The sequence below is a fragment of the Zooshikella ganghwensis DSM 15267 genome (assembly GCF_000428585.1).
Classification (GTDB): Bacteria; Pseudomonadota; Gammaproteobacteria; order Pseudomonadales; family Zooshikellaceae; genus Zooshikella; species Zooshikella ganghwensis.
Window position 1 is genome coordinate 1 of record NZ_AUAF01000064.1, and the last position, 25,848, is coordinate 25,848.

At 39.4% G+C, this 25,848-nt stretch carries 23 protein-coding genes and 1 pseudogene; 20 read left to right on the plus strand and 4 right to left on the minus strand.

Annotated elements, in window-relative coordinates; translation table 11 throughout:
- Positions 1-191: transposase (locus F607_RS0114360; RefSeq protein ID WP_027708116.1), on the minus strand; the 191-nt coding region annotated here is incomplete at its 3' end.
- Between the two features lie 123 nt (positions 192-314).
- On the opposite strand from F607_RS0114360, the gene F607_RS29830 reads away from it, so the two are divergent.
- The 13 genes from F607_RS29830 to F607_RS0114425 all read left to right on the plus strand — a co-directional run bounded on the left by F607_RS29830 (position 315) and on the right by F607_RS0114425 (position 15,438).
- Positions 315-1,289 carry an aminotransferase-like domain-containing protein gene (locus tag F607_RS29830; RefSeq protein ID WP_169719801.1) on the plus strand — a complete coding sequence of 325 codons (975 nt, stop codon included), beginning with the start codon at positions 315-317 and terminating at the stop codon, positions 1,287-1,289.
- A gap of 222 nt (positions 1,290-1,511) precedes the next feature.
- A complete protein-coding gene (locus F607_RS0114370) occupies positions 1,512-2,315 on the plus strand; it encodes a sugar transferase (protein ID WP_027708643.1) in 804 nt (267 codons plus the stop codon).
- 64 nt (positions 2,316-2,379) lie between these two features.
- The gene (locus F607_RS0114375) at positions 2,380-3,009 is read left to right on the plus strand and encodes a P-loop NTPase family protein (protein ID WP_157365479.1); all 630 of its coding nucleotides are present in this window, start codon (positions 2,380-2,382) and stop codon (positions 3,007-3,009) included.
- Positions 2,996-4,069 (plus strand): polysaccharide biosynthesis/export family protein, encoded by a 1,074-nt coding sequence (locus F607_RS0114380; protein ID WP_084611251.1) that lies wholly within the window; start codon positions 2,996-2,998, stop codon positions 4,067-4,069. The genes F607_RS0114375 and F607_RS0114380 overlap by 14 nt, the downstream gene beginning before the upstream one ends.
- The gene (locus F607_RS29835; RefSeq protein ID WP_051311497.1) at positions 4,069-5,697 is read left to right on the plus strand and encodes a GumC family protein; all 1,629 of its coding nucleotides are present in this window, start codon (positions 4,069-4,071) and stop codon (positions 5,695-5,697) included. Before F607_RS0114380 ends, F607_RS29835 begins: the two co-directional genes overlap by 1 nt.
- A gap of 5 nt (positions 5,698-5,702) precedes the next feature.
- Complete coding sequence (locus F607_RS0114390) at positions 5,703-6,845, plus strand: glycosyltransferase family 4 protein (protein ID WP_027708646.1); 1,143 nt, start codon at positions 5,703-5,705, stop codon at positions 6,843-6,845.
- 21 nt (positions 6,846-6,866) lie between these two features.
- Positions 6,867-8,261: an O-antigen ligase family protein gene (locus F607_RS0114395; protein ID WP_027708647.1), complete on the plus strand. Its 1,395-nt coding sequence runs from the start codon at positions 6,867-6,869 to the stop codon at positions 8,259-8,261.
- Positions 8,245-9,192, plus strand: coding sequence for a glycosyltransferase (locus F607_RS0114400; RefSeq protein WP_027708648.1), 948 nt, complete (start codon positions 8,245-8,247; stop codon positions 9,190-9,192). Before F607_RS0114395 ends, F607_RS0114400 begins: the two co-directional genes overlap by 17 nt.
- Entirely contained in the window at positions 9,186-10,349 is a 1,164-nt protein-coding gene (locus tag F607_RS0114405; RefSeq protein ID WP_027708649.1) for a glycosyltransferase, read from the plus strand. The genes F607_RS0114400 and F607_RS0114405 overlap by 7 nt, the downstream gene beginning before the upstream one ends.
- Positions 10,350-10,356: 7 nt before the next feature.
- Positions 10,357-11,376: a polysaccharide deacetylase family protein gene (locus F607_RS0114410; protein ID WP_027708650.1), complete on the plus strand. Its 1,020-nt coding sequence runs from the start codon at positions 10,357-10,359 to the stop codon at positions 11,374-11,376.
- A gap of 32 nt (positions 11,377-11,408) precedes the next feature.
- The gene (locus tag F607_RS29840) at positions 11,409-12,743 is read left to right on the plus strand and encodes an oligosaccharide flippase family protein (protein ID WP_051311498.1); all 1,335 of its coding nucleotides are present in this window, start codon (positions 11,409-11,411) and stop codon (positions 12,741-12,743) included.
- 31 nt (positions 12,744-12,774) lie between these two features.
- Complete coding sequence (locus tag F607_RS0114420) at positions 12,775-14,742, plus strand: hypothetical protein (RefSeq protein WP_051311499.1); 1,968 nt, start codon at positions 12,775-12,777, stop codon at positions 14,740-14,742.
- Between the two features lie 3 nt (positions 14,743-14,745).
- Positions 14,746-15,438 (plus strand): hypothetical protein, encoded by a 693-nt coding sequence (locus F607_RS0114425; protein WP_027708652.1) that lies wholly within the window; start codon positions 14,746-14,748, stop codon positions 15,436-15,438.
- Here the strand turns inward: F607_RS0114425 and F607_RS0114430 are convergent.
- Positions 15,369-16,475 carry a GNAT family N-acetyltransferase gene (locus F607_RS0114430; RefSeq protein ID WP_169719802.1) on the minus strand — a complete coding sequence of 369 codons (1,107 nt, stop codon included), beginning with the start codon at positions 16,473-16,475 and terminating at the stop codon, positions 15,369-15,371. The genes F607_RS0114425 and F607_RS0114430 overlap by 70 nt on opposite strands.
- A gap of 178 nt (positions 16,476-16,653) precedes the next feature.
- Here F607_RS0114430 and F607_RS0114435 point away from each other — a divergent pair, with 178 nt between their 5' ends.
- Entirely contained in the window at positions 16,654-17,235 is a 582-nt protein-coding gene (locus F607_RS0114435) for an LON peptidase substrate-binding domain-containing protein (protein WP_084611252.1), read from the plus strand.
- A 50-nt stretch (positions 17,236-17,285) separates the two neighbouring features.
- Here the strand turns inward: F607_RS0114435 and F607_RS32905 are convergent, their stop codons facing one another.
- Positions 17,286-18,683: a DedA family protein gene (locus F607_RS32905; protein ID WP_051311501.1), complete on the minus strand. Its 1,398-nt coding sequence runs from the start codon at positions 18,681-18,683 to the stop codon at positions 17,286-17,288.
- 349 nt (positions 18,684-19,032) lie between these two features.
- Between F607_RS32905 and F607_RS0114445 the strand changes: the two genes are divergently transcribed.
- Together F607_RS0114445 and F607_RS0114450 are read left to right on the plus strand one after the other, a co-directional pair.
- Complete coding sequence (locus F607_RS0114445) at positions 19,033-19,743, plus strand: hypothetical protein (protein ID WP_027708655.1); 711 nt, start codon at positions 19,033-19,035, stop codon at positions 19,741-19,743.
- A gap of 305 nt (positions 19,744-20,048) precedes the next feature.
- Positions 20,049-20,342, plus strand: coding sequence for a hypothetical protein (locus tag F607_RS0114450; RefSeq protein WP_027708656.1), 294 nt, complete (start codon positions 20,049-20,051; stop codon positions 20,340-20,342).
- 85 nt (positions 20,343-20,427) lie between these two features.
- Here F607_RS0114450 and F607_RS0114455 read toward each other — a convergent pair whose 3' ends face one another.
- Positions 20,428-22,233, minus strand: a complete 1,806-nt coding sequence (locus tag F607_RS0114455; protein WP_084611253.1) for a M4 family metallopeptidase — start codon at positions 22,231-22,233, stop codon at positions 20,428-20,430.
- Between the two features lie 814 nt (positions 22,234-23,047).
- Here F607_RS0114455 and F607_RS0114460 point away from each other — a divergent pair.
- The 4 genes and pseudogenes from F607_RS0114460 to F607_RS29850 all read left to right on the plus strand — a co-directional run.
- Positions 23,048-23,584 (plus strand): metal-dependent hydrolase, encoded by a 537-nt coding sequence (locus F607_RS0114460; protein ID WP_211233647.1) that lies wholly within the window; start codon positions 23,048-23,050, stop codon positions 23,582-23,584.
- A 236-nt stretch (positions 23,585-23,820) separates the two neighbouring features.
- Complete coding sequence (locus F607_RS0114465) at positions 23,821-24,732, plus strand: hypothetical protein (RefSeq protein ID WP_027708659.1); 912 nt, start codon at positions 23,821-23,823, stop codon at positions 24,730-24,732.
- A gap of 301 nt (positions 24,733-25,033) precedes the next feature.
- The gene (locus tag F607_RS0114470) at positions 25,034-25,291 is read left to right on the plus strand and encodes a hypothetical protein (protein ID WP_027708660.1); all 258 of its coding nucleotides are present in this window, start codon (positions 25,034-25,036) and stop codon (positions 25,289-25,291) included.
- Positions 25,292-25,412: 121 nt separating this feature from the next.
- Positions 25,413-25,649: pseudogene (locus tag F607_RS29850) on the plus strand (acyloxyacyl hydrolase); the annotation flags it as partial.
- Between the last annotated feature and the right edge of the window lie 199 nt (positions 25,650-25,848).

A 25,848-nucleotide genomic window follows, 5' to 3' on the forward strand; every position in this document is an offset into this window, starting at 1 on the left:
GTTAGGTCATCAAATCCCCGATGACACGCTAGGCAGCGATAACGTTTTCGGGCAATTTGCTTTTGATGATTACCATTGCCTTCTACTTGTTGAGACTGGCAGTGAGGGCAGCTGACGCCATCAGGCCAACGTCTCTGACGAATAAACTGGTAGCATTGCTCATCATTTACCAGTTGTTTGATATTGATCATTCTTTGCTTATTACTGACTTAATTTACCCAAATAGACGTGCATAATACATCTTTGGTTGTATTATATGCTACCCCCTAGGAATCCATATAGAGCCATAGTTAATACTGTCGACTAACTCTGAATTGATTGGAGCATTAAAATTAAGGCAACAGCTAGCTCATAGACTCACTAAAGTAGGTATTCTCGCTAGTGTAGAAAATATATTGATCACAACCGGTTGCCAGAGTGCGATGATGCTTTGTTTAAAGGCATTTACCCAGCCAGGTGATGTCGTCGCTATTGCAACACCAGCGTATTATCGTATTTTACAGTTGATGGAAGTGCTGCAGTTGAAAGTAATCGAAATCCCTACGCATAAGATGTCAGGGATTGATATTGATCTGTTGCAAAAAGCTGTGGATGAGTGGGAAATAAAAGCAGTGATTGTTAGCCCTACGGTAGGTAACCCTTTGGGAGAATCCATGCCGGTAGAGAATAAGCAGCAGTTGTTAGCACTTATAGAGAAAAAATATATACCACTTATCGAGGATGATGCGTTTGCTGATTTAAGCTTTGAGCAGACTCGCCCAGAGCCTATCAAAGCACAGGATAAAAAAGGAATGGTTTGGTATTGCGGCACAGTCTCAAAAACCATAAATCCTCAGCTTAAAGTAGGCTGGTTGGTTATGGGCAATAATGCTGATAGTGTTATCTACCAGCATACTTTAATGGGGATTACGCCATCGCAACTGAATCAGTTAGCAATTGCAGAATACTTTGCCCAAGAAAAGCACCAAAAGTGTTTACAGAATACCATATTAACGTATCAACAAAGATATCATCAGCTGTTGAGCCTAATTAAAAAGTACTTCCCGAAAAATATAAATATCTCTTCGCCAACTGGTGGTTTTGTCTTATGGGTGGAATTACTAGACTCTACAAATACCACTGAACTTTACTTTAAAGCAAAACAACAAGGTATTTTGATTACACCAGGAGAGTTATTCTCTGTTCAACCTAGATATAAAAATTGTTTTCGTATTAATTTTGCCCAGTCATGGACTGAAGAAAGAATTGCGGCTATTAAAAAATTAAGTCAATTACTCTATTCTCTGTAAGTTATTTTATCTTTTAGATATTAATTGTAGGTTTTTAATTTCTAAATAATGCATGTTTGCTTGTATGATATGTGTTTGTGGTGCTCTTTAGTTAATTATTTAATGAAGTTTGTATTTTATATTATAATTGTTTTACTGGGATGTTTTATTATTAAATGAATTGAGCTTAAAGGAATCAGGCAAAAGAAGTAAAGCAACTCGTAGTATCAGGGAGTTATAGATGTGAGATTGCACCGAATAATTGAGCGCTTACTCCTTAATAAACTTATTTCTAAGTCATCTGGTGAATATGGAGGGTATGTTCTTTATAAACCAATACAAGATGATCGTCGTAGCGATGTTGAATTGCGTTCCAAAATAGAGTCGGCGGCACGTTGGGTATATGCTCAAGAAATGGAAGCCGCTGAACCAAAATCATCTTGGGGGTTGTCTCTTCGTAATCGCATTTGGAGTGCGACAGTTGCAAGCCTATTACTGTTATTACTGTCACCACTATTAATCTTTATCGCAATTAGTATTAAATATACTAGCTATGGGCCTGTTTTTTTTATTCAAGAAAGAACAGGTTACAAGGGCCGACGTTTTAAAATGATCAAGTTTAGAAGTATGGTTGAAAATGCAGAGGATCTGAAGAAGCACTTTTATCACTTAAATAAACATGGGAAACACTCCGTTGACTTTAAAATTGATAAAGATCCTCGGCGTACATTTATAGGTGAATGGTTAAGGCGGTTTAGTCTTGATGAGCTGCCCAATTTATTCAATGTCATCAAAGGGGATATGCGATTAGTGGGTCCAAGACCAACATCGTTTTCGGCTCATGACTATCCTGATCAAGGCTTAGTCAGACTGGCTGTGTATCCGGGAATAACAGGGCTATGGCAGATAGGAGGTCGAAGCCAGCTAAATTTTGATGAAAGAGTTAAACTTGATTTACAGTATATAGAGAATCAAGGCTTTTGGTTTGATCTGAAAATATTATTTTTAACGCCAATACGGGTATTAGAGGGCAAAGGAGCAAGTTAGGTTGACAGATCAAAACTACACATACCCATAAATAAGGGTATATTTTGTTAACAGGGAAATAGGTGTGATTAAGATGTTATCAATTCCCTGCCATTTGAATTTAACGAGTGCTTTATTAGAGCGGGAGCACGCTTCGATTTTTTTTACAGCAGCACATACTGAAGCCGGTTGCTCTTCCAGTTTAGTGGCAGTTGCTAACGCTATTGTCAGGCATATCTCGCGTTGTGTATTAATTATTGATGGTCATCGGGGCCATAGTAGTCTGACCAGTCAACTACTCTCGACAACTCAAAAAGGATTTTATAATCTGGTTTACACTAAAGAAATGCCTGAAATTAATCCACTCATTTGGCATGAACCAAATGGTTTGCAGTGTGATTTTTTACCTTTTGGCTGTGATTACCCTCTTCAACAACCACTTGAACGTCAACGCATTAAGTTTGTACTTAACCAGTTATCGCAGCAATATAAGTATGTTTTATTTGATGGCCCACCAGTGTTTTCGAGTCCAGAAGCAGTCAGTATGGCAGCCCAGTTTGATGGTGTAACACTGGTATTACAGGCTGAGAAAACACGCTGGGAGGTGGCTCAAGCCGCTGTGGATCGGTTACAACAAGGAGGGGCAAATGTACTGGGTGCAGTGCTAAATCAGCGCAAGTACTACATGCCTAAGTGGATCTATGACTTGTTATAACAGATGGCTGCGACTAATCGAAAACTTGCTAGCACTGAGGTCGAGCATTGTATTGTTCAAGCTATGGATAGTGGTTGGTTGTTTATTTGTCGTAAGTGGCTGTTTTTTACAACCAACGATGAAGTCATATCAAATGCCTGCAGAGTTGTTTGGTAAAACAGGAGAACATATTCCTGATCAACGTCTTTTAGATGAGCATGAGTTACAACCAGAAGATGTGCTTGATATTATTTATCATTTTGATATTAACTCAAAAGGTATTTATCGAATAGCTACTCATGATCAACTTGATATAAAATTTATTACGGCTCCAGAATTTAATGAAAGTCATAGGGTAAGACCTGATGGCTTTATTTCGTTACCTTATGTGGGTGATGTTAAAGTTGTAGGGTTTACCGTTGAGCAGTTAAAAGGTCGATTAGCTGAATTATATAAAGAAATTTTGATTGAGCCTCAGTTTTATATCACTGTACCTAAGTATCAAACAAACATTAAAGAACTGAAACAAAATTTATACCACCCTGCCTATGGTTTAAGCCGTGAAATTCTAGTACGTGGTGATCATCGAGCCTCTTTTCCACTTATTGGTGATGTTGATGTTAAACATAAAACAGTAAGTGCGTTAAGAAAAATGCTTAATAAACGTTATGGTCGGTTAAATACAGCCCTACAGGTTGATTTGTTACTTAAGCGGACTCAATCGAGTAAAGTCTTCGTATTTGGTGAGGTGGGTCAGCCTGGCGCATTCCCTATACAAAAACCTATTTCAATTTTATCGTTAATTGCACTAGCGGGTGGTGCATCTTCTGATGCAGAGCTTAGCTCAGTGCTAACTCTGCGACGAGAAAATAATGAAATGGTCGCTAGAGTTTATGATATACGTGAGTCTATTCGGACAGGTAAAGCGGCTATCAGTTATTTAATGCCTGATGATATAGTTTTTATTCCCAAAACACGACTGGCAGAGGCCGGTGATATTGCCCGTATGCTTGGCGATGTGATTTTATTTAATGGCTTTGGCTTTTCATTTAGCTACCGGGTTGATAGCAAGGATAACTAATGGTCGAAAAGTCTAGAAAAGAAACAGTAGAAAATTATTTACATGAATTTTTACGTATCTTTTTTGCCAACCAAGTATTGATCATTAGAGTTTTTATTACATTTGTAGGTATTAGTATTTTGGTCCCTTTTGTTGTTGATGACCACTATGAGCTTACAGGTGAAGTTTTAGTCTTGTCTAAAAAATTGTCTCAGTCAGATGCGGATACGGTGTTAACGGGTGATACAGATAAGTTTGTGCCATTGACAGTGATTGATATGGAAACAGAAAGTAATATTCTTCGTTCGACAGGACTGATTAGAACTACTGTGAGTGAGTTATACCAAGCTGGAACATTAACACTGTCGTCAGCTGAACCAGCTTCTTGGCTGGGAGTTGCCATTGACAATTACGTTATACAGCCCTTAAAGACGTATATTACCCAACCAATAAGTCATTTTTTTAGTTCAGAACAGGATGATATTCAACACCAGGAAGTTGATCAGCTTACTACTGAGGTCATTGAAAATTTAGCAATTGAGCCGGTCCCTGGCTCTAATGTTATCAATGTTACGTATACTTCGATTAATCCTGAACAAGGTGTGATTGTAGTGGATCAATTACTGAATAACTATTTATTAATACGTGATCAATTACAATCTGCTGAATTACCTTATGATCTGTTCAAAAAAAAACGTGATCATTATCGAGAACGATATGCTGAGCTTGAAAAGATGAAGTTAGATTTGCTAATGAAATATCAAGCAGCAAATCCTGAGCAGGAATTAATACAGGTGCTCGCAAGTTATGATGATGAGCAGGAAAGTTTACATGATTATTTAGATTTAAAGCTTGAAAAAAAGCATTGGGTTGAGTATTTAGCACGTCATTTAGAGTACTTGCAAAATACAAATCAGTTGACCGAATATACTTTTCCTTACACATTTACGGAAACGGCAGGATCAGTGGCTTATGATGATAAAGAAATCAGGCTGCAGTTGGAAGAAGTTTCCAAGCTGGTAGGAGAGTATGCCAATGCTTCTATGTCATTTAAGCCTGATAGCTTAAAAGTTAAGCGCATAAGAGCACGTTTGATGAGAGAGCGTCAATCGTTATTGAAACTAATTACTAACCGTATACAACAGCGTCAAATGGAATTAGCTGTTTTGGAAGAAACTATTGCCGTTAAACAGCAGCGCCTCAAGGAGTATGAACAGCGTATAGATGCTTTAAGAACGGTCTCTTCTCGTGTAGAACAAGTTGAAACCGAAATAAAAGCAATGAATGAAGCTTTTTTTTCTTACAGTCAGCAGTTTGAAGAAAAACGAATGATGCAGCTTGTGGATAATGTCCGTTTATCTAATGCAAGAATCTTAAGTAGACCGTTTATTCCCGCCGAGCCAGCTTTTCCACAACTAAAAATAATCCTACCAATAGGCGCTGTAACAGGGCTTCTTTTAGCGCTGGCTATTGGTTATTTAAGAGAGTTTTTTGATCATACCTTTAAACAGCCGAGCCATGTGGAGAAATATTTAAATATTCCAGTGTTTGCCACCTTAGATGATATGACAAAAGATGAGGAACCATCTCAAACTAAAAATCGAGTAAACTGGTTTGTTGAAAAAATAAAAACAAAGTTAAGGTTTTAGTCATAATGCTTTCAACATGTAAAGCAAGGGAAACCCCATCTGAAAAGGCCTTTTTGCATATCATAAGCAGTAGTGGTTATTATGGTGCTGAGCATGTGTTAGTCCAGTATTGTAGCTGGTTAGCACAATATCATCATTATATTATGTGTATATGTCCTGACTATAAAACGCTTGATTTATTACAGCAGGAAATGGCAAAAGAGAATACCTCTGTATATGGTGCTGTGGGGCAAAAGCTATCGCTGCTAACTTTGGTCAAAAGTTGTCGACAGTTGTTGAAAAGTCACAACTTTGTTGCGATCAATTGCCATGGTTATAAAGAATTATGGGTTGCATTATTGACTGCTTGGAAGTGGTCCATACCCATTATTATGGTACAACATGGCTTTACTCGGCGAAACGTTAAAATGCGTTGTTACCAATGGCTAAATATACTGAGTTGTCGCTTAAAGAAAGTTCATATGGTGTTGTGTGTTGCGAAAGCGATTGCTAAAACTTATCAGCTCGGCGGTGTACCCAAAAATAAAATTATAATTATTCCCAACAGTGTGGATGTTAAGAGAAATAAATTGGATAAGAATACAAATAAAAACCCTGATAAGCATACTGATCTTTATATGTTTGGTTTTATCGGGCGGCTCAGTGTGGAGAAAGGCCCTGATTTGTTTTTGAACGTATGCCAATCTTTTGTCCAGCGTTATCCACAAGCTGTGCCAGTAAAAGCTGTGATTATAGGGGATGGCCCATTACAGCAAATGTTGCTGGAATCGACAGAGCAAAACCATCAACCGCAAATTGACTGGGTCGGATATCAGTCTGATGTTCAACATTGGCTGCAACAAATAAAAGTTTTACTAATTACTTCAAGAACAGAGGGTACTCCACTTTGTGCATTGGAAGCGATGGCGTTTGGTGTGCCTGTAATTGCGTTTGCTGTTGGTGGTTTAGTGGATTTAATTGAGCATGAACAAACGGGGTTACTCGTTCCTCCTGATGATCTAAATCTTTTTGTAGATACAGTTTATCGTTTACAACAGGATGACATATTACGAAATAAAATAATTAAAAATGCATTGGCTAAGGTTGAATGGCTTAATCATCACAGCAAAGAAAAGGTGCTTACGTGTTATCGACAGTTATTGATTTAGTCATAGTGTCAGGTGATATTCATGCTGCTGTTTAGATGCTTAAGCAGCATTATTTTTATTACGTGTGTAGCGTTGTTATTAACACCTTATGCCTGGTTGGCACCTTTTATTGCTTTAGGTTGTATTGGTTTAATCGTTTTATACCGGCATCCAGCGTGGGGGTTATTGGGTTTAATTTTTTTGGTGCCTTTTGAGGGACTTTTTGAAGGTACTCGTTTTTTTACTGGGGCTAAAGTGCTCGGTGCAGCATTACTAGTGATCGTAGCTTGTCAATTAATACTCAGACAATTACCAATAGCACGTTTGGGTTCGACATTATGGAGGCCATTGACATTATTTTTACTGTTTTATGTGATTAGCGTCTTGCACTCTAATTACTTTGAATTATCCATAAACAGCCTTCGCCAGATGTTAACGGCAGTAGCTATTTTTATATTAACGCTTGTTTTAGCAGAAGATCTTCGTTTTAAGCATATCATGTCGACATTGGTGCTTGCGGTGGCTATGACGGCTTTGATTGCTTTGTACCAATCTTACTCAAGTGATAATAATCGGGCTACGGGACTACTAAAAGACCCTAACTATTTTGCTTTGCTAGTCAGCGTAGCCATTGCGATGGCAGGGTATTTAATTCTTCATCAGCGTAACTGGTTGATAAGCCTGTTTTGGGCGGGGATCCTAGTTATTTTACTGATGACCTTTATGAAAACTTACTCGCGTTCAGGCGCATTGGTTTTATTGATCGTGATAGGCTTTGCGATATGGCATTATCGTGACTATTTGCACATGATTCGAGCGCGGCATTTAGGTTGGGTATTACTTTCATTAGCAGTTGCCATGCCTGTTTTACATTTCTCAATACCTGAAGATTATAAACAGCGGCTGTTTTCACTACTGTCGTTACAAAAAGGGATCAAGTCATTTGATGATCGTTCATTAGGACGGCGTGCTTCTTATTTAGTGGTTGGTTGGCAGTCGATTAAAGATAACCCTTGGATTGGTTCAGGACCAGGTTCTTTCCCGGTGAGCTATGCTTATTCTGGATATGCAAGCGCATTTTCGCTAAGTCGTCGTGAGCCTGAATTATTTCGACGTGCTCATAACACTTATTTGGAGCTTGCCGTGGAAAGTGGGCTAGTGGTGAGTTTACTTTTTTGTTGGCTGGCTTGGCGAGGATTGTTGGGGTATTGGCAAGTTAGAACGATAGCATTACAGAAACAGCGATTTTCGCTGGCATCAAGTGTGACTCATTTAGGGCTTGCTTTTTTAGCACTCTGTATTTTTTTGTTATTTTTGAGTGCACCTAATCATAAGTATTTTTGGTGCATGCTTGCAATTGTAGAAGTTGTTCGCCGTTATTGTGAAAAACAAAGCAGGGCTTTGACAGAAGAGAGCCGCCATGAAGCATCGTTATAGCATTATCATGCCTATGTTTAATGAAGCTGAGCATATTCAACGCTGTTTAAGTGCAATGCTCAGTGCTATTCAAAATAGAAAAGAGTGTCAATTAACGGTCGTTGATAATGGCTCAACGGATAACAGTGTACAACTGGTCCAGCAACAGGGAGTGACGGTTCTGGAAAAAAAACAACTCGCTATCGGTCAGCTGCGAAATGAAGGTGCTGAAGATGCGAAAGGGGAGTGGTTAGTTTTTGTTGATGCGGATATCGAGGTACCAGTTGACTGGTTTAAATATGTTGATGGCGTTATAGAAGCAGGATTTGCACAGGTTTTTGCTTTTGTGGATATCGCTCCAGACAGTGCTCCTTGGTATGCAAGAGCATGGGCACTTCGAGTGTTAACGCGGCGGGGGCAAGTGACATCGGTCGATACCCTGCCAGGACGCAATTTAATTGTATCCCGTGAGGCTTTTGAGCAAGTGGATGGCTTTGATAGTACATTGATTACCGGTGAAGACAAAGACCTTATTCGTCGTTTACGAGCACAAGGGGCAAGTGCTCTTTCAATACCACACCCGAAACTGCTGCATTGGGGCTATGAGCGTAGTTTTGATAGTTGGTTAAGGAAGGAATATTGGCGGCAAAGCAGTCACAGTGACTTAATTTATAAATATGGCTGGCCATGGCGGCTTGTCCGTTTTCCACTAATAGCTCTGTTACATTGGCTATTTTTAATTGTTGTATTGCTTAGTTCTCTGTGGCATAGCTGGCTAATAATTTGTTTGCTGCTGTTATTCATACCAGGTCTACTTTTAAGTTTGCGATTACCAAGTGTGTATTTATCTTTTGTATTAATTATGCAGTTAACTTTGCTTTATACCCTTCGTTTTTTGGTAGCAGGGGTTGCTGTTGTCTGGTTTTGGCGTAGGCCTAAGAATTCATGTTAATGCTGCTATTTTGGCTAATCGTTTTGTTTATTGCCTATACCTATGTAGGTTACCCACTTTGTATATGGTTTATTGCAAGTTTCGTAAAAGATACTGGTACTAAAGTAGATCGTGAGTTTGACTCTAATGTTGTGGGGCGTGTTTCTGTGATTATTCCTGCACATAATGAAGCCCAATATTTAGTTGCCAAATTACAAAGTATTCTTACTCAAAGTGCAGCTGAACATATTGTTGAGATTATTATTGCAGACGATGGGTCTACGGATGATACCGCTAAAGTTATTAAGTGTATGAATGATCCAAGGATTAAGCTCATAGAACTTAGTCGAAGCGGCAAAGCGGCAACACTCAATACGGCAGTTGAAGCATCGACAGGAGAGTTGTTGGTGTTAACTGATGCAGATAATCTTTGGCAGCCAGGTACACTCCAGGCATTATTAATGGCATTTCTTAATGAAAAGGTTGGGGCTGCGGGTGGTAAATTGGAGTTTCCTGCTATTCATCAACAAGGGACAGGCTGGGGGGATCGTTATTACCGACTTTTTGAAGGCTGGCTCAGACTACAAGAAGATAAAGCTGGTTGTCTCATTAATCTGGATGGCGCATTACTCGTTATTCGCAAGGCACTTTGGCAGCCAGTGCCTGCTGGGGTAACCGATGACTTTTTTATAAGTAGTGCAGCATTAATTGCAGGCTATCAGTTAGCTTGGGTGCCACAAGCTGTCGTTGAAGACCATAGCACTTCAAAGCCCCGACAACAGTTTCAACGAAGGGTACGAATTACCTTGCGTGGACTGCAAAGCATGTGGACCAGAAAATCACTGCTCAGTACTCAACAACCAAAACTTGCCTGGGCTTTTTTCAGTCATAAAATTTTGCGTCGAGCCGTACCATTATTGATTCTTTTATTACTACCCTTGAATGTAATGTTATTGTCGTATGGTGTGTTGTTTAAGATGCTGTTTATTGCTCAGCTTATTGCTTATCTGTTGATGGGGTTAGTGCTTGTATTGCCAGGATATCATTGGCCAAAACCTTGTCTATTCATCGCATTTTTTCTTCAGCAGTTAGCAGCGATGAGTTGGGCATTTATTTTATTCCTTTGTGGCCACCGTGTTTTGCAATGGACACCTGATACGGGGCGACAATTGAAGTAAATTGGAAATGATAGTTAAACAACAAATAAAGCAAGGCCTGGGTTATTTAGCATTTCATACACCCTTACGGATGCTTACTGTGCCATTTAGAGGTGCATTGATTTTTACGGGGCATCGTGTTTTACCACTCAGTCAATTACAGGGATATTATGATCCTGGTACTGTCATAGCCGCCGAATTTTGGCCTAAGTGGTTGGATACCATGCAAGACGTATTTGAATTTATAGCACTGGATGAACTGCAAGCTTCACTGAATGCAAGATCCGTCTCAGGGGCTGGTTTTTTAAAATATAAAAAGCAGCTTGCTGTAATGACCTTTGATGATGGTTGGTGGGATACCGCTGATTATGCTTGGCCACCCTTAAAAGCTCGGAATATTCCTTTAACACTGTTCTTAACCACTGGCTTAGTCAATACACAGCAACTTTTTTGGTGGCAGGCTATTTTCGATTTAGCTAATCATGATGAAAGTCACGCACAACAATGGTTAAGTCAGTGGTTAATAAGTCAAGGAATGAATGTTGCGCGTTTAGATAAACTAAACCTGTTGCCCTGGACTAAACGTATCTCTCAATTACCAAACGACTTGTCTCCTGAGCAATTAATAGAACTAGCCAATGCAATTGCTGCACAGTTACCAAATCACCGCCATACATTAAGCTGGTCACAGGTAGAGGCGTTGTCAAAAGAAGGCGTTGTTATGGGAAGTCATGGGTTAAACCATGTGAGCTTTCCTGCCCTGACAACTGATCAGCAAATCAATCAACTTAATGAGTCTTTAGTGACAATAAAAAAACATACCCAGCTAGTGAGTCGCTACTTTTGTTATCCCTATGGGCATGTTTGTCAGCAACTCCAGCCTATACTAAATAAATGTGGATATCATGGGGCTGTCACAACGAAGCCAGGCTGGGTTTCTCAAACAACAGATTCTTATTTTTTACCCCGCATTAATCTGCACTATACCATGGCTGCTAGGCCTGAATTACTTGGTTATCGCTTATTAAAGCTAATATTGTGTAACTAAGCATGGTTCCACTAATGAGAATGGTTAGTTGAATGACGCAACGGACACGGAAACAATTATTAGATGAAATCAGTCAAAGCTTTGTTGCTAAAGTCGTGTCTATTGTTGTTCGCGTATTACGGGTGGCATTGATTGCACGCATTCTTGGACCATTTGATAGAGGTATTTTTGCTTTACTGAACAGTCTTGTTGAAATTATTTTTGCTGCTGGTAACTGTGGGTACAGTACAGCTCTTGCCTACCATGTTTCGCATCGCTCACTACCTCTGAAAGCGATGTTAGGGTGTTTGACCACATTTTCTACTCTATTTGGAGTGCTGTTTGCCTCACTGGTAATGATTATCTTGGAAGCTGTAAATTTTTGGCAAGGTGAGCGAGCTATTTTGCAGGGGTATTCCTTAGTCATGGTAGCATTGGTTGTATTATTTTTATGGATTGATGGATTATTCAGAGTACTGAATGCCCTTAATGAAGTAACCAAGTTAAATATACTACGCATTCTTGAATCATTTATTCCACTTGTAATCTTTTTGATGGGATGGTGGTTATTACCAATAACAGCATTCAATGCTGCAGTGGCCTCTGGATTAACAACTTGGGTATTACTGATTTTACTGATCATTATAATATTAAAAAAACATGCACCAGGTCATTGGCCACTACTTAATAAGCAAACCCACCGTAAATTAATTGGTTATGGTGCGCGGGGTCACTTTGAAGGGGTATTTCGATTCTTACTGCTTCGGCAGGATTTTCTTCTGGTGGGGTTGTTACTGGGAGCTGAACCTTTGGGTTATTATGCGATGGCTTCCTCCGCTGCGGAACTAATGTTGGTGATGCCTGAAGCATTAACCACGCCCTTACTTTCTTTTTTTATGGGACCTGATGCTGCACGTAATAAATCAGTAACACCGTTAGCATTACGTTTAACGAACAGTATTATGTTGTTAGGTGCAATAGCATTACTGTTATTTGGGTATTGGTTAATTGTTTTGTTATTTGGTCAGGCTTATGCTTCAGCTTACGAACCAATGATTTTTCTGTTACCGGGTATTATTGGTTTGAGCTTTTGTTCAATTATTCGTCTGGATTTATTAGGTAAAAATCGACCTGGTGCTGTATCAATTGTTGCAGCCTGTGCATGTGCTGTAAATTTAGTGGCTAATTTATTATTGATTCCCAGGTTAGGCTTAGTTGGTGCAGCAATAAGCTCTTCGGTTGCTTATTTATTGGCTGCAGTTTTGTTATTTAGGTTATACCAACAAACACATCCTGTTCACTGGACCTTAGTATGCTGCTTACAACGGGATGATTGGCAGAAAATAGCGGGTTGGATTAGAGAGTGGATAACAAAGCGTAAAAAATAGAACATATGGTTTCATTAAAAAAATAATGTAGATGACGTATTCAAAAATTATTTGTTTTTTGGCTGCATGGTTTACTTGTGCCGTGAATGCACTGCAATGGCAGTGGATACGCGATGGTGTTTGGTATATTGACACATCATCGGTTACGGAAAGTAATAAACAGCAGGCCCAAATTACACTAAGTTGGCAACCAGCCTGGGAAGCCTCTGCTCATGAGGAGCGTGTATTTTTACAAGATGCTGAAGGTAATCTGATTGATGAACTGGTGATTAACCCTGGTCAGTTTTCAGGAAAAAAAACGTGGTTATTAAAGCCGGATAAAGGCCATTATCGTCTTGAAGTGCCGGGCTATAGCTACCGACGCTATCGGCTTGAACATGCTTCAACCCTCAAAGTTGTTTATCAACCGGTTAAGCATCATTTTACAGCTGAAGTGCCAGCAAATGCGGTACTTTATTTTAGCGTGCCTGCTGAGCAAACGATCAATTTGGGGGGGAAATATCATGGAGGGGTAACAGCCTTTAAGGTCAACCCTGTGAACCAATTAAATGCTGGGGTTCAACTTAAGCTATCAACGTTTGATATAAAAAACTACTGGCAGAATAATCTCATACCAATTGAGCAATCGACTCAAAGCCAGGTTTGGCGTTTAGCCTTTCAGGGAAAAGGTAAAGCGGCTTTTTGGCTCGACACGACGGATAACATTTTTGCATTAAGGCCCGAAGACTTATTTGTGCCGAAGCAGCTAGCAGGAAAGGGTAAAATTACCGTTGGCGTAAAGAAGTTAGGGTGGGTACCAATGGTGGGCACATCGCTACCATTTTTAGATCCTCCATCTCATGCTTTGTCATTACTTAATGAAATGAAGGTTAAGTCAGCAACTTATTACACATATATTGATGTATTAAAAGCAAAGCCATTAGCAGACCAGTCTTTCCGGCGTACTTATTTTCAACAGGGTATTACCAGTGATCTGACACTGCTTGCGGAAACAGGCCGTCGAGCGGTACTGATGGATAGTAAACAGATTACTGAAGTGCTGCGTTCTTATTTACCTAGTTGGCAGCAATATACCCAATCAGGTTTACATTATCTAGTATTAGCTGATGAGCCTAATCTTAATTATCCTTCTTTCACCGCTTTTGCTAATTATGCACAACAAGTGATTCATGGTTTAAAACAACTACCCGCAAATGTGCGTGAAAAGATTAACATTGCGATTCCCGCCAGTGCAGGCTGGCTAAATGGACCAAGCCGCAACCAAGCCAGCTCACGAAGAGGCATTAACTGGGCAAAACAGTTATTACCACTATTAGGAGATGATATACATGCGTTGACTTGGCATCGATGGCTGGTTAGAGATTTACGGGCGACACGAAGTTATCAACAAGCGGTGGCAGCGGCTGCTTCGTTAGTGGGGCGTAATGCTAAAGGAACTTTAAAAAAACACTTGTTGATTGATCAAACCAATATTTCCAGCGGTTTGCATCTTAGCGTGTATGAGCAAGATACTTTTTTTGCAGCATTATGGTGGGCTTCCGTTGTAGCTAACGTGGCACAAAGTGGTGACTTAACCATGATAAACTGGTTCAAAACGGCAGATGATGGACCTTATCGAAAAGGACTTATGCGACAGGATGGGGCAGGAAATTGGCACTTGAAGCCTGTTGGGCACGCTATGAAATTTATACAAGCTCATTTGCAAGGAGACATTTTAACTACGAAGACAAGCTTATTTGAGGTTGATGTGGTGGCATCGACGACAGAGAAAGTTATCCGCATTCTCGGCGTCAATAAAGGTGATCGTCAACAAAGAGTGGATATGAGAATTGATTTGCCAAAACTTTGGCAAAAGCAAAGCCTATCAGTATCTAAAACAGTTTTAGCCAGTGACTTACAACCTCAAGTTTCTCAGAAGCCGCATAAAGCAGGAAAGAAACTACATTTTAACTGGACGATTCCAAATAAAAGTATTTTTGCCATAGAAATCCGTCAGTAAGTTATGAGTAAAGACACTAATTGGTTGCAAAAAATTAAGCAAAATTGGCAAACGCTCGGTTTATTAGGATTTATTCGTCGTATTTATCATAAATGGTTTTGGCAATCGGTAGAACTGGTCTGGTTGCGTCTTGATTTAACACAATCTCTTCCCTCGGCAACAGGACGCAACCGTTGGCAAATAAAATTTTTAACAGACACCGATTTACCGCACTGTAAACGATATTTTGAACAACATATTCCAGTTTATCAAAGGTTACTTCAACAAGGTTTGCTTGGGACAATTGGTATAGTTGATAATGATGTTGTGGCTATTTTTTGGGTAAGCCCTAAAAGTTATTTCGACCATGATCAATATCACTCTGAGTTTATTGTAGAGGGGCAAGAATTTTATCAATTTGCTGGAGAAGTCGCTCAACCTTTACGTGGTAGTGGAATTGCTTTAGATGTCCAGCTTTATGCTTGGCACAATATGCAGCTACAGGGTTATCACTATTCTATTTGCACTATCGATAGTATTAACGTGCCGTCATTAAAACTACATTTTCATGTTGGATTTGATGAGTGTGGAAAAATGACCAGGGTGCACCGTTATTTGGGGCGCTATTATTGGGTAAAACACGAGCGTTATAACGAACCAAAATTTAAAGCACTTGCTGACCGATATCGGCGAAAACGTTTAATTAAACCCCAGTAAGACTTTCCTGTTTCCCACCATTTTAGCCATTGACCTGCTGTGGTTTGATTATAAAGCCGCAAACGTGAATGCTGTTGTAGGTGAGAATGGCTTTCAAACAATAAATGCTGGGATTCCATACCGACTCGGGATGCGTCGACAAGTTGAATCCCCAGTGATGAGCCATGTTCTATAAGATAATACAATGTGCTGCGACCAGGGGCGAAGCGCCCAAACTCTGGAAGATAGGCAATGTTGTAATCAAAGTAACGGTGATTAAAAATAAAACCTAAACGATAAGCAATAACTTGTTCTTTTAAGCGTAACTCACTACAGATTACGTTTTCTGTATGGGCAAGCTGACAGATAGCTTGGCTGAGTGATGAGTTATTAAGAACGGTTAAACCATGTTGCCCCTTCCAACTTTGTTGCTCAATATTGGCATATTCTGTTATTAGAAGCTGCATTCCTGCCATATCTGGCTGTAGTAACCGGTATTGGAAATTTCCCTGTGCTGATAATTGTTTATTACGACGTTTGATTTCTCTACGAAATTTACTGGGTATTGAGTAGGTGGTCAGGTCAGTAACAGGCACTAGGCATCGAGGCTCGATACTAATATGAGGCAACTGAGCGGCATGTTGGACTGAAATCTCATGGTTATTTAAATCAAGCTCATTTAATTCCAATAGATCCCAATTTACATTTGTTAATTGATCAACATAAGAGATCATGTCTTCAACAACATTAAGGAGAGCATTGTTGTGGGGAACCACGACACGATCTGTATAAGGATATCCTAACCACTGTAAGCTATTAAAAGAAATTCCCCAACGATGAAGAGAGTGGAGGGCCAGCACTAAGCAGCCTAATAGCTCGTTCTCGGCCTTAGCCGTAACCAGTATCGGTTGCATATCTCTTTGATACAGCCAGGGTGTTAGCCATTGAGGTGAGTTAAAACAGTTAGAACGAGGGGTTTGATCGACCAAAGAAAGATACGCAGGAGACTGCAAAAATCGAGCTATTACGTCACGTTGTTGTTCAACTGCAAACTGCATAAACAAGGGTGCTTTTAAATTATAACCCATTCAGTATAGACAGTATGCCTGGTGACATAACTGATTCAGTTAACCGTTTATCTGAGTATTGGCGGTGATGTTATGACTACACCTATAATTTTAGGCAAAGTATGCGATTAAAAAGCAGTTTATCGCGTGAGACATTTTGGAGTTGTCTATGGTGAATATTCCGCTGTTCCCTTTACGGGCAGTGTTATTCCCAAAGTGTAAGATGCAGTTGCAGATCTTTGAGCCTCGCTACTTGGATATGATCAGTTATTGTATGAAACATGACCAAGGGTTTGGTGTTATTTTAGTGGCTGAGGGTAGTGAGTTTGATGTAAAGCATATTGAGCAAGTCGGTACACTAGCCAAAATTATCGACTTTTTTCAGCTACCAAATGGTCTGCTAGGGATTACCATTACAGGAGAGGGTAAGTTTGCTGTCTTGGATCACTGGAAAAGTGAGCAAGGCTTTTTAATGTCTGAATCCCAATTATTGCCAGAAGAGCCACATATCTCTGTGCCTGATGAGTGGTTTGGGCTGGTTGATTTGCTTAAAGCGCTTGTTCAGCACCCATTATTGCAAGACTTAGAGCTTGATGTGAACTATGGAGATGCCATGGTTGTAAGCAACCATTTGGCTGCCTACATGCCGTTCTCAGAAGAAAAGAAACAGTCCATGTTGGAAATATCTAACCCATTAAAGCGGCTGGAAAAGCTAAAAGGGCTGCTCAATGATATGCAGCACTCTGCTTAAAAGCTTAATTCCTTCACCTAATTCTTTCCTTTAGCCAAAGTAAATGCCCGTTAAATAACGGTATTTAGTTGAATATGGATATATAGGCCGCCCACCATTAACAATAAACCCAATAGTATAAAGAGGCTGGTTGTGCTGTGAATCGGATTACGGTCAAGAGGAGAGACTGCCACTCGACAGAGGCAACATAAAACAAGGCCAAGGAGTAAACCAGAGATGGCTGCACTAAAGCTGACTAGGTTGAGTGTGACTAAACTTAGTGTCACCAGTAAGCTGGGTAATAACCCAATATACAAAATCCACCATTGCTGTTTGGCGGGACGCTCATAAGCAATAAGTGTTGCAATTTGGGCATAAAGCAAGCTGCTCAGTAATGTATGGTGGCTAATGATTTCAGTAGCATGGCTCTGGGTGAGGGAAAGCTGCATACCATGCTTCAGTAAAGGCCAAACACTGGCGGCGGCAACACTCACGAATAACACAAGGGCATGCCCTCGGTAGCGCTGATGCCACATCCAGCCAACCATCACGAGTGAGATAATACTGATATGCTGCCACTCAGAAAGCAGCCCTATGGCTTTAAATATGGGCTGTAATAAAGGATGCTCCAGGGGGTGAAGCGTTATGCTGACCCATTGATTAGCCGTACTCCAAGTACTATTAGGCATTAAGATAAATAGCAGTAGCCAGCAGCTAAGGGACACTAATAATAACCAGCAGGGGTTAATGGGAAAGGCGAAGTGTACATGAGGCCGCCGTGATTTAAGGACTCGCCACCAAGCACGGTGACTATATCGCTCAGTAAGTGCCTGATAACGAGATTGACTGGGTAAATAGCACTGGCAAAGCTGATTGAGTAACCAGGTTAGAATGGCAACGCTAACGAAGCATCCCACAAGCCCCCAGAGCAGTCCACCAGGTACATCTATGGCCAGTTGAGTTGATGCCCCTACTAAGTAACCAGGTATAGTGTAGACTGGAGCCCAGGCCATAGCAGAGCAACAGTTGATGGCAAAAAAACGACCTGCAGGCATATCCAGCATTCCAGCAACCATAGGAATAACGGGTCTGATGGGACCTACAAATCGACCAATCGCGACACTCTTACCACCATGTTGCTTAAAAAAACGCTCACCATTTTCAAACCATGCTGGGTATTTTGAAAAAGGCCAAATACTCTTTATTGTCTGGTGATAGTAACGCCCTAGATAATAACTAACACCATCTCCTAAAATAGCACCTGCACCAGCCCAGACAAAGGTTTCAGCCAATGATAAAGCGCCTGTTCCTGCGAGTACTGCAATACCAAATAGCAGGACAACACCCGGCACAATAATCCCGACAATGGCTAATGATTCGATAAATGCCACCAGCAGAATACTGATACCTATCCATTGTGGGTGTTCATTAAGCCAATTTAGAATGGGTTGCACAGAAGATAGATCCATAGCACTTCCTATCGTGGGTGAAAAATGGTGCTTAGTTTACCCTAAATTGATTGTTATATACCCATAGCGAAGGATATAGAATTTTGCGAGAGGCTTTTGGTTGCGTTAGAGTAGTTAGCGTGAGGATGATTCATTAAAAATTGTTTATAAAGGCTATAATTATACAACCATAGTCCTATATATGGTTAATTTAAGCGTGAGAAGGTCATATTTCTTAAGCTGCAGTAATACATCTCTGTGTATGTATGTACTGTATTGGTGAGCATAGAGGATCGATATCTATTGAGATAGTCTGTGAAGGGGATTGAAATGCTCAGGATGCAAGCATCAAATACAAAAGGTAATTGTCATGGATCTGACAACGTATTTTCTTAATAATAATCAAACCTTTATTCGTAAGTCACTCGCACGTAATCGTTTTTTTGTCATTTTAGAGCGGGGCGCTATTTCCCAAAAAGCATTAAGTCATGTATTAACACAGTTTCAATTTTGGTCAAATCAACGACATACTTGGTATGCTGTGGCTATAGCAAAAAGTGGATGTAAGGAAAATACATTAAGTCAGCCCACATTAAAGGCCTTAGTCAGTCAAATTCAGCATTTAATTTTTGGTTCTAAAAGTGACATAGCAGAGCAGTGCTTAAGTTATTTAAATATTTCAGCGAGTAAACAAGAGAGTGAGAACGAAATCAGTTTTTCGACGTTGCGCTACTCTCGCTGGTTTATGCAGCACTTTGCTATTGAAAATCGAACCTTTCCTGAGGCTATTGCCTCTTTAGCTGTGCTTGAGTTAGCTGCAGTACATCGTGATCAACTGTTACTAAGTAATTTTCAGCAGCAATTTGGTTTAAGTATATCTTCTGAACATGCAGAGTATTATGAAAGTGACGGATATCATATCTTCGAAAAACTCATGGAGCCTTTGATTACACACTATCTTAACGAAGATAATCGACTGTCCTTGCTGGAGGAAATGCATGATAGTGTGATTGCACACTTAGCCTATTGGGATAATTTACTTGATGAGGCTGAGCGGAATACTAAGTATCACTATGGTTAGTATCGTTGTTTCAAGCGAATAGTTAGTATTAAACATACGTTGCCCTTTGATATGAGCATAGATGCCTGTTTGGCATCTATAACCTTCATGAATCATTTTTATGTGCGCTATCCATAGCGCTCACCCTAACGGGCCAGCGAAACGTGTTGCTTTTGTATAAGTTAGATAATTCTCTAATTTTTAGTGTGATAAGTATCAGTTATTAGTAATAAGTAGTTTGGATTTAAGTGAGATCTGCTTAAAATTATCCCCAACAAATAATTTATACTCTCACTGTTTACCTATAGCAAAGAATGAGATGTACCATGCTAATATCTTCTGCTGATACCAATGAAAAAGAACAAGTCAAAGCAACAACGAATGTGGTAAAGCCCTCCATTGAAAGTCGAAATAATAAAACAGCTGAGAAGTTTGAATTTTACCTAGAGGGTGAAGATTCCAGTCAATCTGAAGAGAACAAAAGGGAAGTAAGATATATCAGTTCTTTGGATGGCGCACCTTTAAATGAGTACGAAATCGAGTGTATACGTGCTATGCGAACAATTTCACCTAGAGACCGGATTTTGTTTATGGCTCAGCTTTTTCAAAAGTCAGAGTAATATTGTATTCAGTGTGAAGGGTATAAAAAAGGGTATGCAAAAACTTTGCATACCCTTTTTTTGTTGTGACTATATATTTATAGCATTAATAAGAGGCTTTTAACGTTACACCGGAGTAGTTAGTGTAGCCTCTGAGCATAATATAGTATTTTCCTTCTGTAGGTGCATTTACAGTACAAGTTTCATTATTGCCATAGCGATAGGGACGGCATTCAAACTTAGATGTTGTTGGCTTCGAACCAAAGTTAACATACAAGTCTGCATCTCCAGATCCACCACTTATAACAACATTTAAGGGACCAGCACCACTTGGTACTTTAATGAAATAGTGCTTTTCTTTACCCTGTGAGTCAGAAAGACTACTTACTGGCATGCCATTTTCAAGTTCACCATCGCCTGGCCCTGGCCCAGGTCCAGTATCACAGGCAGTTACGCCTACTGTGCTGAATGCAGTTACCACATCCTGTTCACTATACTTTAAGTCTTGGGCTGCTTTTCTAACACCACAGGCGGCATCATTGTAGTCTGAGTTGGCATTCCACTTTGTTTGGTTAGCAAGCACAAAGACATCAAATGCTTTCTTAGTGTTCCAACCATTCGTGTTAGAGAGCAAGTAAAAAGCGCGATTAAACACACCTGAGCTATAGTGGACATCGAGTCCACTATAGTAGTCACTGGCATGGTCTATTGAGCGACCATCTTTTGAGGGCTTTTCAAAATAGCGGAGAGCACCTGAGCTTTTGAAAATATCCTGGCCCACTAACCAATCATTACTACCCTTCATAAAGAATTCTGCTGCTTCACCGGCAATATCAGAAAATGACTCGTTAATACCGCCAGGCTGGTTACGATAAACCAAACCGGAGTTTTGCTCAGTGAAACCATGACTGACTTCATGAGCGACAACATCTAAGCTAACCAGTGGGTAAAATGTATTGCGTCCGTCACCGAACGTCATTTGCTGACCATCCCAAAACGCGTTTTCATAGTTATTGCCGTAATGAACACGCATGGTTAGTTTGAAAGTTAGTGGTGCAGTATTATACCAGTCTTTAAACATATCAAAGACAACATTACCAAAATAGTGCGCATCATTTAAGGGAGAGTAGGCTCCATTGATTTCTTTATGGGTATTTTCGGGGCAAGTAAATTGGTGAACTGTACCGCCACTATACTGGTGGTTTAAGTCGATTGTTTTAACATTAGGACTGTCCATTTGACAGTTGTTATCTACAATCAATGAGCCATAGTCCTTACCATAATAGTATTTACCTGTTTTTTGGTTACCTCCAGGTCCTTCTGCATCACGGTGGTTAATACCTTCCCATTGGTCAAGAATAGCGCCACTTTCAGCATCAATAAAAAAGAATGGGCGACTGATATTTTCACCATCAATAACATAAGACACTAAGTAAACCAGTCTGGCTTTACCTTCTTGATCTTGCTTAATAAAAAGTTTAGCTTGCTCGTTCCGCGTATCATTGGCGATAAGTGAAGACTGCTTAGCGTACTCAATGGCATCTGTTTTTGACAATAAGGGCGTGGTATTCACAATATCGGCTGCAATATTATTTAACATTGTGCCTGAAGTGTTGCTGTATATACCCATGGTTGAACGGTTAGCACTGACAGATACGCCCCAAACAGGAACATTATTATAATGCTGAACCAGCTTTTGTATTATTTCTCCATTAGGAAGTTGTATGGATTTTACGACCTTAAATTGTGATCCAGAGTTTGTGGAAGAAAGGCTGGAAAGTGTGTTTGCAGTATTCAGGTTAAGGTTATCTGCATCAACTTGTACAAGGTCTGCGGCTAATACGGAGAGAGAACTCATTGCAACGATATTAGAAATAACAAATGCCAGCGGCTTTAAATAAGTTCTTTTCATCTTCTATCCCTGTTTTATGATGGTGTTATCCCTACTAATTGGTACTAGGGCAATATTTTGTTTGTGATAGATTTTATAAGACCTGTGGTTTGAGAATATCCACTAGGCCACTCATTTCCATAAAAAACTTCTCGGCTTCAATTGTTAAGGTTATTCCCAATAAACTATTAGCTAGGTTTATCGTTGGAATATGATTGAGGGAGGCTCAATCCACTTATACTGTAGTAGAAAAGTGGGTTAATGTTTACCTGACTTCTAATTTTTTTTGTGGTTATGGGTTATGAAAATAAATAGTCATATCGAAAAATATGGAGTTTTTATTAAAATAAGCATTATAACTGCTTGTTTTTAAAGACTAAAATTGTGTGAATGTGATGTTTTAGAAATATTTCTAATAGTCTGAAGGAATATTTTTGTTATTTTTTTATGCAAAAAAGTTTTGGTTTTTGATGAAAAATAAAGAAATGAATTACTAAATTGTATAACAAAGTAACAAATTATTAGAAAATGTTTGAGTTTAGGTTGCTATTATAGACTATTTATCGAAAGAGTGTGATTTTTTGGTGCAATTTTTTTTGTGCGTAGTTATCGGGCATAGTTATTGGGCTGGCTATTTAGGTGCATTTTAAACTGTGAGCTGGTTCAGTTATGGAGAATGTGAATGTTATCAATTAAATTTTAAATGTGTGTTTAGCTTGTAGTATGTGATTGCTTTAGAATATAGCCGTTGTAGACATTTATTGAGATGCCTGAATAATTGGGTGGATTGGATTTAAGAGAAAGGTAGATTAGATTTAACAGTATGGCGACAATCATGACGCATGTGGCAGTTCCACTCGTTTTACGTATGGGGTTTGGCAAAGCAAAAGTATCTAATCGGTTAGTGATCCTCGCATGTATAGCTGCGATTTTACCTGATGTGGATGTCATTGCATTTAAACTGGGAATTCCTTACGCATCAGCATTTGGACATAGAGGATTTAGTCACTCACTTTTATCAGTAGTAATTGTAGGGTTATTTGCGAGTATTTGCTATAAACCATTAAAAAGTGATCCAAAGTGGGCTTTTTTTATCGTGTCTTTATCGATGGCATCTCATGGGATTTTGGATAGTTTGACTAACGGGGGGTTAGGGATTGCTTTTTTATGGCCAGAATCAAACCATCGATATTTCCTGCCCTGGCGTCCGATAGAAGTATCTCCTATAGGTATTAAAAACTTTTTTACAGCTCGAGGTCTGCAAGTTATTTTATCGGAGATTGTATGGGTGTGGTTTTCTTGTTTAATGATAGGTATCATCACGTTAACATTAAGAAAAACATTAAATAGAAGAGTAATAGATAACGTATAAATTGATGTATTCTCTTATTAGTGCAGAGCACTAGCCTGTGGCTCTGCATAATTTAAGCGTGATGGGAGGATATATTGGTGTAATCTCTATCCACCACATTCTGTCTTAATCTGTAACAGCCCTCTTTTCCTATACAAAATAAGCTAATCCTGCTCGTTAAACGAGAATGATTCTTGTTATCTTTGGTGTTTTGACTTACACTAACCGCCCTTCATTAATCATCTCAAGGATTTGGTATGAAACGGATTGTCGTATTTATAGGGTTGCTGTGTTGCGTTGGGGCTACATATGCCAGGGATGCAATTAAAGTACTTGATATTGGTGTCATGGGATTAGCTTCACATGACTTATTTCAGTGGAATGGAAGAACGCAACAAAATGTAGAAAATGGCAGGTTAGATCTTAGTACTATATTTGATTACCAGGATGGACAACGTATTGCACAGGGAGGTAACCCCAAAAATATTTCTAATGCCCCGGTATATACCATCACTCAGACATTAGTCAGCTTTTATAATGGTAAAAAACAGTCCTTATTATTATCCGGTCATTTCAGCGACGAGCAGGCTCATTCTATAGCGCGTAAGGAAACAGTGAAGTTTTTTATCGGTATGGTTAAAACATCTTATCCTCGATTCACTGGAAAAGAATTTCCAACAATGGCGCAAAATGGTCAGGTTACAAATGAAGAACAAGCAGTAATGCGAGCTTTGCATGATGTATTGCCTGGTACCATTGAAGTTATAAGAGGTTTTGATAGCCAACCATTTTCAGTAACAGATTATAAGTATGCCATGACATTCTTATCTTCTGCTGAATTAAGTCAGCCAATTAAAATGTATGATGGAAAATATGATACAGCATACTTAAATGTTCTTATTCCTAGCAGGGGTGGCTTACAAAAAATTAACTTAAAAGAGCAAGACCAAGCGTTTATTGAAACACATACTGATTATAAGTTAGAGCAGATGCTTGATGAATTAAAACGGTATGGTCAGCAGCAAAGTCACCAGCAGTATCTACCAAGCTTAATTGATGCAACAAGCTTTGGTTATCATCTACAAGCCCTGTTTAGTAAAGGGTTATGTAAATACAATACAGACGGTTCGACCAATGAGTGGATGTTAGATGTAGTCGAATGTAATTGATTGTATAAATAGTGCTTAAGGATGAAAAGCTTTAAATATAGAAGCTTTTCATCCTTAAAGTAACTCTGAAAATGAATTATTAATGGATTGTTTTACAGCCTCTTAAGTACCTTACTTATGGTAATGTACCCCTCCCAAAAAATCCCTTAGACTCGCATGTTGCTGTAACTATATTACTCTGCTTTTTGAACTAAATGGTCACTTTTGAAAAAAATAATGCTTCGCTGTGACTGCGCTATAAGTATATATAGCTTGGATGAACAAAAAGGCTTTCAAAACAAAAAGAAAAGGTGAAGCAAGGATGGTATTTAAGCTCAAGTATGTTGGGTTGTTGTTTATAGGGATTGTTGTGCTACCTATTTATGCAAACAGTTTTGTCGATAAGCTCGTAGGGGTTGACGGTATATCGATTGGAGGTGGGCCTGAATCAAACTCTGAAGCGGATATGCAAAGTTATCGCTTATCTGTACTATGGGATTGGCATCAAGACTGGTTAAAAAGTAGCAACTGGCTGCTATCAGGTTATTTTGATCTAAGTTTTTTTTTATTGGGAAAATGAACTCAATAATCAAGATGGCCTCTCTTCAACTGGTCGTGGTTCAACAGCAGGTATTTCGTTTAGTCCCGTATTTCGCATTAAACCAAAAAAAACCTTTGGCGATTGATTTTCTCCATACTTTAAGGTTGGTATTGGCGTGTCCTATGTGACTCTCGATGAAATCGTCGCAAAGGGCAACTCTCCTGTGGATTTAGGAACGAACTTTCAGCTGGAAGATCGAGTGGGAGTTGGACTACTCTTTGGGCAACAGCAAACTGTTGAATTTGGTTATCGTTATCTTCATTACTCAAATGGTGGTGTGAATGGTGATAATGATGGAATAGATTTCCAACAGTTGCATTTAACAGTATGGTTTTAATTATTGGTGCTTAATTTGGTCGTGTTTGTCTCAAGACTGCTTATGAGTCATGAGACTGGGCACCTCTAAAAATTCTTATTGATGTATAATACATAGCAGCTGAGTAATAAGAAACGAGTGCTAGCAAAATGGTGCAACCAGGTTTTTTTGATCTGAAAGATCGTTATAACAAGCTGAATGAGCGTGACCCATTGGTGAG